Annotated in this window: 11 protein-coding genes and 1 pseudogene; 6 read left to right on the top strand and 6 right to left on the bottom strand. The window is 65.5% G+C overall.

Annotated features, from left to right (window positions below; translation table 11 throughout):
- The 3 genes and pseudogenes from G3N62_RS15265 to G3N62_RS15255 form a co-directional block, all read right to left on the bottom strand.
- Positions 1-202, bottom strand: a pseudogene (locus G3N62_RS15265) (hypothetical protein); the annotation flags it as partial.
- 26 nt (positions 203-228) lie between these two features.
- Entirely contained in the window at positions 229-654 is a 426-nt protein-coding gene (locus tag G3N62_RS15260) for a DUF3619 family protein (protein WP_206141250.1), read from the bottom strand.
- Complete coding sequence (locus tag G3N62_RS15255) at positions 651-1,214, bottom strand: RNA polymerase sigma factor (protein ID WP_034190792.1); 564 nt, start codon at positions 1,212-1,214, stop codon at positions 651-653. Before G3N62_RS15255 ends, G3N62_RS15260 begins: the two co-directional genes overlap by 4 nt.
- A gap of 355 nt (positions 1,215-1,569) precedes the next feature.
- On the opposite strand from G3N62_RS15255, the gene G3N62_RS15250 reads away from it, so the two are divergent.
- From G3N62_RS15250 to G3N62_RS15225, 6 genes are all read left to right on the top strand, one after another.
- Positions 1,570-3,333, top strand: a complete 1,764-nt coding sequence (locus G3N62_RS15250; RefSeq protein ID WP_124670621.1) for an acetolactate synthase 3 catalytic subunit — start codon at positions 1,570-1,572, stop codon at positions 3,331-3,333.
- Between the two features lie 111 nt (positions 3,334-3,444).
- Positions 3,445-3,936, top strand: a complete 492-nt coding sequence (ilvN, locus tag G3N62_RS15245) for an acetolactate synthase small subunit (RefSeq protein WP_006398781.1) — start codon at positions 3,445-3,447, stop codon at positions 3,934-3,936.
- Between the two features lie 104 nt (positions 3,937-4,040).
- Entirely contained in the window at positions 4,041-5,057 is a 1,017-nt protein-coding gene (ilvC, locus tag G3N62_RS15240) for a ketol-acid reductoisomerase (protein ID WP_034190794.1), read from the top strand.
- A gap of 127 nt (positions 5,058-5,184) precedes the next feature.
- Positions 5,185-5,829 carry a phosphatidylserine decarboxylase gene (locus G3N62_RS15235; RefSeq protein ID WP_031401923.1) on the top strand — a complete coding sequence of 215 codons (645 nt, stop codon included), beginning with the start codon at positions 5,185-5,187 and terminating at the stop codon, positions 5,827-5,829.
- A 15-nt stretch (positions 5,830-5,844) separates the two neighbouring features.
- A complete protein-coding gene (gene pssA / locus G3N62_RS15230) occupies positions 5,845-6,717 on the top strand; it encodes a CDP-diacylglycerol--serine O-phosphatidyltransferase (protein ID WP_034190795.1) in 873 nt (290 codons plus the stop codon).
- A 312-nt stretch (positions 6,718-7,029) separates the two neighbouring features.
- On the top strand, positions 7,030-8,574 hold the full coding sequence (locus G3N62_RS15225) for a 2-isopropylmalate synthase (RefSeq protein ID WP_034190796.1): 1,545 nt from the start codon (positions 7,030-7,032) through the stop codon (positions 8,572-8,574).
- A 70-nt stretch (positions 8,575-8,644) separates the two neighbouring features.
- On the opposite strand, the gene G3N62_RS15220 is transcribed toward G3N62_RS15225, so the two are convergent.
- From G3N62_RS15220 to G3N62_RS15210, 3 genes are all read right to left on the bottom strand, one after another.
- Positions 8,645-10,195, bottom strand: a complete 1,551-nt coding sequence (locus tag G3N62_RS15220; RefSeq protein ID WP_069705558.1) for a SulP family inorganic anion transporter — start codon at positions 10,193-10,195, stop codon at positions 8,645-8,647.
- A 39-nt stretch (positions 10,196-10,234) separates the two neighbouring features.
- A complete protein-coding gene (locus tag G3N62_RS15215; protein WP_034190798.1) occupies positions 10,235-10,876 on the bottom strand; it encodes a carbonic anhydrase in 642 nt (213 codons plus the stop codon).
- Positions 10,877-11,259: 383 nt separating this feature from the next.
- Positions 11,260-11,772 (bottom strand): hypothetical protein, encoded by a 513-nt coding sequence (locus tag G3N62_RS15210; protein ID WP_034190799.1) that lies wholly within the window; start codon positions 11,770-11,772, stop codon positions 11,260-11,262.
- Positions 11,773-11,913: the final 141 nt, after the last annotated feature.

The raw sequence follows: 11,913 nt of genomic DNA, 5'->3' as shown, positions 1-11,913 counted from the left end.
CGGTGGCGGCCGGCAGCGGCAGGGGCAGCGGCGGGAGTTCGGTGGCCAGCCCGGTCGCGGCCGAGGCAGGCGCGGCGGGGCTGACGGCCGCGACGGTGGTCGTCGCGGGGGCCGGGTGAAATCGGGAATAGGTGGCGACGTAGGAAACGGCGATCGCGATCACGCATCCGAAAAATACGGCCAGGCCGCGCTTCTGACTCACCCGTGCGATCCCCTCGTTATTGTCTGTTAGTGAGCGCGCGAAAGATACGCGTTGAACCCGTGATCGAGATACGCGTTGAGCGGCAGGTCGTCGCTGAGCATCGCCGCGTCGATGTCGGCGAGTTCGGCGGTGCGCTGCATGTCTTCCCAGTAGGCGATGCCGACGAGCCCCGCGAGCAGCAGCGCAAGCGGCCACGCGCGCAGCAGGCGGCGCGCGAACGACGCTTTCGGGCGGTTCACGGGCGCCGGTCCGTAGGCGCCGGCCGCGCCGGCGAAGGCCGGCACGAACACCGGCGCGGTCGCGGCTTCGGGCTTCTTGCGCGCGAGCCCGGCCCGGCGGGCGACGGCCAGACGATCGGTGGTCGCGGCAGGCAGCGCGGCCGCACGCTCGTCAAGCGCGCGGCGCACCTTCAGCGCGAATTCGTGTTCTCGGTTTGCGGGAGCGGAGCTCATAGCGTGATTCCTTTGGCCTTGAGCGCTTGCGCCAGGGTATGGGTGGCTCGCGAGCAGTGCGTCTTCACGCTGCCCTCGGAGCACCCCATTGCGGCGGCAGTCTCGGCGACATCCATATCTTCCCAATAACGCATCAGGAACGCTTCCCGTTGACGCGCCGGAAGCTTCTGGATTTCTTCGTCGATCAGGGCCAGAACCTGCTCTCTTTCGAGGCGGTGCTCGCTGCTCTCGACGCCCGCGTTGTCGTCCGCGGATTCGAGTGTTTCGAGCGGGTCGAAGTCTTCGTCGTCGGTATTGTTCAGCGACGAGAAGAGCGTGACCCACGTGTTGCGGACCTTCTGCCGGCGAAACCAGTCGTGGACCGTATTCTGCAGGATCCGCTGAAAAAGCAGCGGCAATTCGGCCGCCGGCCGGTCGCCGTACTTTTCCGCAAGCTTGATCATCGCGTCCTGCACGATGTCGAGCGACGCATCGTCGTCACGCACGGCGTACGCAGCCTGCTTGAACGCGCGCCTTTCGACGCCCGCCAGAAAGTCGGCGAGTTCCTTGTCTGATGCCATTCCGTGAAGGTATGCGCTGCGGGCCGCTGCGTGGTGTAAAAGGTCGAAAAATTTCGTAAAACCCGCGGATGCTATCAAATTTTCGTGCCGCTTGGCACCGGGTCGGGCGCCGCACGTTGCGCGCGAGCCGCGGCGGCGGGGCGCCGGGCGGCGCGCATGATGCGGTGCGGGATATTTTGCTTGACGACCCAACCACGACCCGCTATCGTCAACGATTCGCAACATGAAGTGATGGTCTCATTTGAGGCTGGCCCAAGAAGCCCGCCCTTCAAACTGGACGCGCCGCTTGAACCCGAGCCACAAGCCCGGCAGAGAGCACCCGATCAATTTTTTGCCGAAAATTCGAAAGGTCAAAATGAACATGCCCAGCGCGGAATTCTCCACGTCGGAACCCCTTTCCCCTCCCGATAGCGACTCCATCGGCGGCACCGTGCTGATGAAGGCACTCGCCGACGAAAACGTCGAATTCATCTGGGGCTATCCCGGCGGCTCGGTTCTCTATATCTACGACGAGCTGTACAAGCAGGACAAGATTCAGCACGTGCTGGTGCGCCACGAACAGGCGGCCGTGCACGCAGCCGATGCGTATGCGCGTTCCACCGGCAATGTCGGCGTCTGCCTCGTGACGTCGGGCCCCGGTGTCACCAACGCGGTGACCGGCATCGCAACGGCCTACATGGATTCGATCCCGATGGTCGTGATCAGCGGCCAGGTGCCGACTGCCGCGATCGGCCAGGACGCTTTCCAGGAGTGCGACACCGTCGGCATCACGCGTCCGTGCGTGAAGCACAACTTCCTCGTGAAGGACGTGCGCGACCTCGCGGAAACCGTCAAGAAGGCGTTCTACATCGCCCGCACCGGCCGTCCGGGCCCGGTGCTGATCGACATCCCGAAGGACATCTCGAAGACGCCGTGCCAGTACGAGCCCGTCAAGAGCGTGTCGCTGCGTTCGTACAACCCCGTCACGAAGGGCCATTCGGGCCAGATCCGCAAGGCCGTGTCGCTGCTGCTGACGGCGAAGCGTCCTTACATCTACACGGGTGGCGGCATCATCCTCGCCGACGCGTCGCGCGAACTGAACCAGTTCGCGGACCTGCTCGGCTACCCGGTCACGAACACGCTGATGGGCCTCGGCGGCTATCGCGCGTCGGACAAGAAATTCCTCGGCATGCTCGGCATGCACGGCACCTACGAAGCGAACATGGCGATGCAGCACTGCGACGTGCTGATCGCGATCGGTGCCCGCTTCGACGACCGCGTGATCGGCGACCCGGCGCACTTCGCGTCGCGTCCGCGCAAGATCATCCACATCGACATCGACCCGTCGTCGATCTCGAAGCGCGTGAAGGTCGACATCCCGATCGTCGGCGACGTGAAGGAAGTGCTGAAGGAACTGATCGAGCAGCTGCAGACGGCCGAGCACGGCCCCGACACCGAGGCGCTCGCGCAATGGTGGAAGGACATCGAGGGCTGGCGCGCGAAGGACTGCCTGAAGTACGACCGCGAAAGCGAGATCATCAAGCCGCAGTACGTGGTGGAGAAGGCGTGGGAGCTGACGGACGGCAATGCGTTCGTGTGCTCGGACGTCGGCCAGCACCAGATGTGGGCCGCGCAGTTCTACCGTTTCAACAAGCCGCGTCGCTGGATCAACTCCGGCGGCCTCGGCACGATGGGCTTCGGCCTGCCGGCGGCGATGGGCGTCAAGATCGCGCACCCGGACGACGACGTGCTGTGCATCACGGGCGAAGGCTCGATCCAGATGTGCATCCAGGAGTTGTCGACCTGCCTGCAGTACGACACGCCCGTGAAGATCATTTCGCTGAACAACCGCTACCTCGGCATGGTCCGCCAGTGGCAGCAGATCGAATACAGCAAGCGCTATTCGCATTCGTACATGGATGCGCTGCCCGATTTCGTGAAGCTCGCCGAAGCGTACGGCCATGTCGGCTTGCGGATCGAAAAGACCTCGGATGTGGAGCCGGCGCTGAAGGAAGCGCTGCGCCTGAAGGACCGCACCGTGTTTCTCGACTTCCAGACCGATCCGACCGAAAACGTCTGGCCGATGGTACAGGCCGGCAAGGGCATCACCGAGATGCTGCTCGGATCGGAAGATCTGTAACGGCGCGACGCGCGCCTGGCCCGAGGCGGCCGCCTTCACGAAGGGCGGTGCGGCACGCGGCGGCGCGCGGCGCGAGTGAATCGACACGGACACATTCTGGAAGAAGCGAACATGAGACACATCATTTCCGTCCTGCTGGAGAACGAACCGGGCGCGCTGTCGCGCGTGGTCGGTCTGTTTTCCGCACGCGGCTACAACATCGAAACCTTGACGGTGGCGCCGACCGAAGACCAATCGCTGTCGCGGCTCACCATCGTTTCCATTGGCTCCGACGACGTGATCGAACAGATCACGAAGCATCTGAACCGCCTGATCGAGGTGGTGAAAGTGGTGGACCTGACCGACGGTGCACACATCGAACGCGAGCTGATGCTGATCAAGGTACGTGCAGTGGGCAAGGAGCGCGAAGAAATGAAGCGGATGTCGGACATTTTCCGCGGCCGCATCATCGACGTGACCGAGAAGACCTACACGATCGAATTGACGGGCGCGAGCGACAAGCTCGACGCATTCATCCAGGGGCTGGACGCGGGCGCGATCCTAGAGACCGTGCGCACCGGCAGCTCCGGCATCGGACGCGGCGAGCGCATCCTGAAGGTGTGATGCCGAATTTGCCAGACCGGCACGCCGGGTGCGCCGTCATGTCCCGGCCCGCAGTACTCCATCCGAACGAATTGTTGAATTTTTGAATTAGCGAAGGAACCATCATGAACGTTTTCTACGACAAAGACGCCGACCTCTCCCTCATCAAGGGCAAGCAAGTCACGATCATCGGCTACGGCTCGCAAGGCCATGCGCACGCGCTGAACCTGAAGGAAAGCGGCGTGAACGTGACGGTCGGCCTGCGCAAGGACGGCGCGTCGTGGAGCAAGGCCGAAAACGCCGGCCTGTCGGTCAAGGAAGTCGCGGAAGCGGTGAAGGGCGCGGACGTCGTCATGATGCTGCTGCCGGACGAGCAGATCGCCGACGTGTACGCGAAGGAAGTGCACGCGAACATCAAGCAAGGCGCGGCGCTGGCATTCGCGCACGGCTTCAACGTCCACTACGGCCAGGTGATCCCGCGCGCCGATCTCGACGTGATCATGATCGCGCCGAAGGCACCGGGCCACACCGTGCGCGGCACGTACTCGCAAGGCGGCGGCGTGCCGCACCTGATCGCGGTTGCGCAGAACAAGTCGGGCGCGGCACGCGACATCGCGCTGTCGTACGCGGCGGCGAACGGCGGCGGCCGTGCCGGCATCATCGAGACGAACTTCCGTGAAGAGACCGAAACCGACCTGTTCGGCGAGCAGGCCGTGCTGTGCGGCGGTACCGTCGAGCTGATCAAGGCGGGCTTCGAGACGCTGGTCGAAGCAGGCTACGCGCCGGAAATGGCGTACTTCGAGTGCCTGCACGAACTGAAGCTGATCGTCGACCTGATCTACGAAGGCGGCATCGCGAACATGAACTACTCGATCTCGAACAACGCCGAGTACGGCGAGTACGTGACGGGCCCGCGCGTTGTCACGGAAGAGACAAAGAAGGCGATGAAGCAGTGCCTGACCGACATCCAGACCGGCGAGTACGCGAAGAGCTTCATTCTCGAGAACAAGGCAGGCGCCCCGACGCTGCAGTCGCGCCGTCGCCTGACGGCCGAGCACCAGATCGAACAGGTCGGTGCGAAGCTGCGTGCGATGATGCCGTGGATCGCGAAGAACAAGCTCGTCGACCAGACGAAGAACTAAGCACCGCGAGCTGTTCCGGCCCTTCGAGTGGAGGGCCGGTTTCAAAAAGCCGTCCGAAGGCAGCAGTGCCCCGGGCGGCTTTTGCTATCCTACGGGCTTTGCAATTCACCGAACACAGAACGAATCCATGAACTATCCTCATCCGATCATCGCGCGCGAAGGCTGGCCGTTCATCGCGATTGCTGCCGTCATCGCGCTGTTGATCCACGCCGTCGGGGGCTTCGGCTTCGCGTGGCCGTTCTGGCTGCTGCTCGTCTTCGTCGTCCAGTTCTTCCGCGATCCGCAGCGCCCGATCCCCGCGCAGCCGAACGCGGTGCTGTGCCCGGCAGACGGCCGCATCGTCGCGGTCGAGACCGCACAAGACCCGTACGCGAACCGTGAAGCGCTGAAGATCAGCGTGTTCATGAACGTATTCAATGTCCATTCGCAGCGTTCGCCGGTCGACGGCGCGATCACCAAGGTCGAGTACTTCCCGGGCGCGTTCCTGAACGCGGCGATCGACAAGGCATCGACCGAGAACGAGCGCAATGCGGTCGTGATCCAGACGGCGAGCGGCAAGACCGTCACCGCCGTGCAGATCGCGGGCCTCGTCGCCCGCCGGATTCTCTGTTACGTGCGTGCCGGCGAGCCGCTGTCGCGCGGGCAGCGCTACGGTTTCATCCGCTTCGGCTCGCGCGTCGACGTGTACCTGCCGCTCGGCAGCCGCGCGAAGGTGTCGATCGGCGAGAAGGTCTACGCGTCGTCGACGATCCTCGCCGAGCTTGAGCAGTAAGCGGCGGGGCGCACGATGGCCGCATTCAAACCGCGTCGGCCGCGTAACGGCTCCGGCCAGACGCCACGACCGTTCCGCCGCAACAAGGGGATGGCGCCCGATCCGGCGCCGCTCGAGAGCCGTCGCGCCGCGCGCCAGCGGTTCCTGAAGACCCGCGGCATCTACCTGCTGCCGAACGCATTCACGACCGCCGCGCTGTTCTGCGGCTTTTTCGCGGTCGTGCAGGCGATGAACGTGCGCTTCGAGATTGCCGCGATCGCGATTTTCGTCGCGATGGTGCTCGACGGGATGGACGGGCGCGTCGCGCGCATGACGCACACGCAGAGCGCGTTCGGCGAGCAGTTCGACAGCCTGTCGGACATGGTGTCGTTCGGCGTCGCGCCCGCGCTCGTGATGTACGAGTGGGTGCTGAAGGATCTCGGCCGCTGGGGCTGGCTGGCCGCGTTCGTCTACTGCTCGGGTGCCGCGCTGCGCCTCGCGCGCTTCAACACGAACATCGGCGTGGTCGACAAGCGCTTCTTCCAGGGGCTGCCGAGCCCGGCCGCCGCCGCGCTGATCGCGGGCTTCGTGTGGCTCGCGACCGACAACCGCGTGCCGATGAAGCTCGGCTGGCTGCCGTGGGTCGCGTTCGTGCTGACGATCTACGCCGGCGTGACGATGGTGTCGAACGCGCCGTTCTACAGCGGCAAGGCGCTCGACGTGCGGCACCGCGTGCCGTTCGCGGCGATCCTGCTGGTCGTCGTCGCGTTCGTGCTCGTGTCGTCCGATCCGCCGCTGATGCTGTTCTGCCTGTTCGTGCTGTACGGGCTGTCCGGCTACGTGTTCTGGGCCTACATGGCCGTCCGCGGGCGCGCGAATCCGGCGCGCTCGTCGCAGCGCGATCACTGACGTGCGATCGACCGGAAACGGCGGCCGCAAGGCCGCCGTTTTCATTTGCCCCTTTTCCGCGCCGGGCGGCCGGAATCCCCGGGCGGCGTCCGATTGCGCGGCCAGCGGAATGCCGCTATAGTCTTCGGCATGACTGCATTTTCCCGCCTCTCCCTCCTTCTAGCCGGTGCGCCGCTACGCGCGCTAGCTTTGGCGCGCCTGCCGCGCTGACCGTTCTCGCCCTCCGTCAAGCCTCGTCTGTTGTTGAGCGTCGCCAGCGGTGGCGCGATCTCATTACGTTTGACTTCCGTATAAAGAGCCCTGGAGCCCCCCATGACAGACAAGCTGATCATTTTCGATACGACGTTGCGTGACGGCGAACAATCGCCCGGCGCGTCGATGACGAAGGAAGAGAAAATCCGCATCGCGAAGAATCTCGAGCGGATGAAGGTCGACGTGATCGAGGCCGGCTTCGCGGCCAGTTCGAACGGCGACTTCGACGCGATCCACACGATCGCCGGTCTGGTGAAGGACAGCACGATCTGCTCGCTGGCGCGGGCCAACGACAAGGACATCCAGCGCGCGGCCGACGCGCTGAAGCCGGCCAACAGCTTCCGGATCCACACGTTCATCGCGACGTCGCCGCTGCACATGGAGAAGAAGCTGCGGATGACGCCCGACCAGGTGTTCGAGCAGGCGCGCCTCGCGGTGCGTTTCGCGCGCAAGTTCACCGACAACGTCGAGTTCTCGCCGGAAGACGGCAGCCGCTCCGACATGGATTTCCTGTGCCGCGTGCTGGAAGCCGTGATCGCCGAAGGCGCGACGACGATCAACATCGCCGACACGGTCGGCTACGGCGTGCCCGAGCTCTACGGCAACCTCGTGAAGACGCTGCGCGAGCGCATTCCGAACTCGGACAAGGCGATCTTCTCGGTGCACTGCCACAACGACCTCGGCATGGCCGTCGCGAACTCGCTCGCCGGCGTGAAGATCGGCGGCGCGCGTCAGGTCGAGTGCACGATCAACGGTCTCGGCGAGCGCGCGGGCAACACGTCGCTCGAAGAAATCGTGATGGCCGTGAAGACGCGCAAGGACTACTTCGGTCTCGACGTCGGCATCGACACGTCGCAGATCGTGCCGACGTCGAAGCTCGTGTCGCAGATCACCGGCTTCGTCGTGCAGCCGAACAAGGCGGTGGTTGGCGCGAACGCGTTCGCGCACGCGTCGGGCATTCACCAGGATGGCGTGCTGAAGGCGCGCGACACCTACGAGATCATGCGCGCGGAAGACGTGGGCTGGACCGCGAACAAGATCGTGCTCGGCAAGCTGTCGGGCCGTAACGCGTTCAAGCAGCGCCTGCAGGAGCTCGGCGTGTCGCTCGACAGCGAAGCCGAACTGAATGCCGCATTCATGCGCTTCAAGGACCTGGCCGACCGTAAGGCCGAGATCTTCGACGAGGACATCATCGCGATCGTCTCCGAGGAGTCGGCACTCGCGCACGAGCAGGAGCACTACAAGTTCGTGTCGCTGGCGCAGCGCTCGGAAACCGGCGAGCAGCCGCAGGCGAAGGTCGTGTTCGCGGTCGAAGGCCGGGAAGTGACGGGCGAGGCACGCGGCAACGGCCCGGTCGACGCAACGTTCAATGCGATCGAGGGTGAAGTCGGCAGCGGTTCCGAGCTGCTGCTGTACTCGGTGAACGCGATCACGACCGGCACGCAGGCGCAGGGCGAAGTGACCGTCCGGCTGTCGAAGAGCGGGCGGATCGTCAACGGCGTCGGCACCGATCCGGACATCGTCGCCGCATCGGCGAAGGCGTACATTTCCGCGCTGAACAAGCTGCACTCGAAGGACGACAAGCTCAACCCGCAGCGCGCGTAAGCGCCGCGCGCAGCGCACCACCGAAACGCCCCGCGGCCGTGTGCCGCCGGGGCGTTTTTTCATCGGCCGCTCATTCGGCCGCAGGGGCGCGGAACAGCCAGCGGCGCGCGGCGGGGCGCGGCGCCGGGCTGCGCCGGCGGAACTCGACCGCGATCCCGCGCCGCGGCGCGTCGGCGACGAACGCGTCGAGCAGTTCGAGCACGTCGTGATCGATGTAGTCGGCGCGCGTCGCGTCAATGATCACGGCCGCGCGATCCGGAATGTGCCGCAGGTGGTGCTTGACCTGCACCTTGCCGAGGAACGACACGTCCTTGCGGAACGACAGCAGGAAGTGGTCGTCGTGCTGCGCGAGCGTGACGGGGCTCTTCAGGTTCGCGACCGCGACGGCCAGCACGCTGCACGCGAGGCCGAGCGCGATGCCAAACAGCAGGTCGACCGCGAGCACGCCGACGATCGTCGCCGCGAACGGCACGAAGGCGGCCGGCCCTTGCTTCATCACCGAACGGAACAGCGCCGGCTTCGCGAGCTTGAAGCCCGTATGGATCAGGATCGCGGCCAGGCTCGCGAGCGGGATCAGGTTGATGAGGCCGGTGAGCGCGAACACGCTCGCGAGCAGCAGCATCCCGTGGACGATGGCCGACATCCGGCTTTGCGCGCCCGCGTTGACGTTCACCGAGCTGCGCACGATCACCGACGTGATCGGCAGCCCGCCGACCGCGCCCGCGACGAGATTGCCGACGCCCTGCGCCTTCAGCTCGCGATCGGGCTGGGTCGGCCGGCGCTTCGGGTCGATCTGCTCGACCGCTTCGAGGCTCAGCAGCGTCTCGAGGCTCGCGACGACCGCGAGCGTGATCGCGACGCGCCACACGTCCGGATTGACGAGCTGCGCGAAGTTCGGGCCGAGCTCCGCGTGCTTGAGCGAGGCCGCGAACGCCGCGAACGATCCGAGCTCGGGCAGCGTCACGCGATGGGCCGCGCCCGGCGCAACGGCCGGCGCGACGAAGCCCAGCACGAGCGTCGCGCCGATCCCGAGCACGACGACCGCGAGCGGCGCGGGCACCGCGCGCACCAGCGCGAAGCGGCGCAGCGTGGGCGTGTCCCAGGCGATCAGCAGCGCGAGCGACGCGAGCGCGATGGCCGTGGCGGCCCAGGCGACCGGCAGGTCCGGCCAGTTCGCAAACGATTGCGCGGCCGAGCCGCCGATGCCGAACGCGAACGGCATCTGCTTCACGATCAGCAGCAGGCCGATTGCGGCGAGCATGCCCTTGATGACGGGCGACGGCACGTAGGCGGCGAAGCGGCCGGCGCGCAGCATGCCGAACCCGAACTGCAGCACGCCGGACAGCAGCACCGCGAGCAGGAACGCGGAGAAGCTGCCGAGTTGCGCGATCCCTTCGACGACGATCACGACGAGGCCGGCGGCCGGCCCGCTGACGGACAGCGACGAGCCGCTCAGCAGCGCGACGACGATGCCGCCGACGATGCCGGACACGAGCCCGGCGAACGGCTCGACGCCGGAGGCGTTGGCGATGCCGAGACAGAGCGGCAGCGCGACGAGGAAAACGACGATGCCGGCGACGATGTCGCGCGGCAGGGTGGAGAGGCGCTCGTTCAGTTTCATGGTTGGGGCGTTTTCGTGGGCGTTGGGGCGGGGGATGAATCAGCCGAGCGCGGCGGCGGTCGTGGCCAGCGCGGGTTCGACGTCGACGGGCGGGGCCGCGTAGCCGGAATCGAGCTCCAGCAGGCGACCGTCGGCGAGCGAGAAGATCCAGCCATGCACGAGCGGCGGCCGTTCGCGGCCGCGCACGATCGGCGATGCGCGCAGCAGCCGCACCTGTTCGAGGACGTTCAGTTCGGCGAGGCGGTCGGCGGCGGCCGTGTCGTCGAGGCCGTCGAGCGTGTCGCGATGGCGCCGCGCGAGCGCGCAGAGCGGCGCGATGCGGCGCGCGACGTGCGGCAGGTCGGCCGGCGGCGGCAGCAGCGATGCGCGCACGCCGCCGCAGCCGTAGTGCCCGCACACGATCACGTGGTCGACCTTCAGCACCCGCACCGCGTACTCGAGCACGCTGGCGGAGTTGTCGTCGTCGGGGTGGAACAGGTTCGCGATGTTGCGATGGACGAACAGTTCGCCGGGCGCGCAGTGCGTGATGGTTTCGGCCGGCACGCGGCTGTCGGCGCAGCCGATCCACAGCACGCGCGGGTTCTGGCCGCGCGCGAGCGCGTCGAAGAAACCGGGCGTGTGTTCACGCGTCTCGCGGGCCCAGGCAATGTTGGCAACCAGCATGCTCTTGGGGCGATTCATGAGGACTCCTTTGTAATAAAGGCAAATCAATATCGATCGAAATGACGCAACCCCATTCTTTCTAAATTGAAAGGTTGGATTTCGACTGATATTAGGGGTATGCCCTAGCATTCCGGGGGCATTGAAACAAATTGTTTCAAATTGATTTGGCGCAGTGCATTGCTTGCACCAACCCGACGCACGACAGGCATCGGGCATGACAGTATCCGCGCAGACGACCGCATGACGGGGCGTTCAGCGGATTGTCATCGGGATGTCATCGACCGGAAAAGTTTTCCGTCATATTCCGTGAATTAAATAGCGGATCGGAAAAAACGAAATGGCCATTCACGCAATAATTCGTGAATGGCCATGGTGAAAATTGCGCGTAAATGCGTAATCGGTCAGAACAGGTTGCGACGATCGGGATCGTGCATCGGGTCCGGTGTTTTCTGCGTGATGCGCAGGATGCCCTGCGGATCGAAATAGAAGCTGTACATCATGTACCAGACGTTGTCCTCGAGATACCGGTACGTCCATACCTCGCGCTTCATCAGCGGGAAGTAGGACGTCTCGACCGGGCGTCCGAAATTGACGAGCACGTCGGTCTTCGTCCACTTGCCGATCTCCGCGCGATAGAACTCGCTCGGCTGCAGCACCTGGCGCACGTTGACGATCTTGTGGGCCGCGTCGACGTCGGCCGCGATCGTGATTTCGCCCATCGGCTGGGTCGGCCACATCAGCCGCTTGCCGCCGCCGGGCAGGTCGTAGATCTCGCGCGGCGGGCCCATGCGCGCGACGATCGCCGATTCGTCCTGGCCGGCCTGGTATTGCTGCCACGGTTGCGCGCAACCGGCCAGCAGTGCCGCGGCGCCGGCGACCAGCACCGGCAGGCGCGCGGGAATGCGAATGCGCATGGGATCCTCCAGAACACGGAAACAGGCCCCGTTGTATCACGGACGGCGCGTGCCGGTGCATCGCGCGGAAAAAATCGGTGCGGATCGGCGGCGCGGCGAGGCTTGCGGGCGGCGGGCGCGCCGGCCTATGATCCGCGCTTC

The sequence above is a fragment of the Burkholderia sp. Tr-20355 genome (assembly GCF_017104685.1).
GTDB lineage: Bacteria > Pseudomonadota > Gammaproteobacteria > Burkholderiales > Burkholderiaceae > Burkholderia > Burkholderia seminalis.
This window is presented reverse-complemented; position numbering and strand designations above follow the sequence as displayed.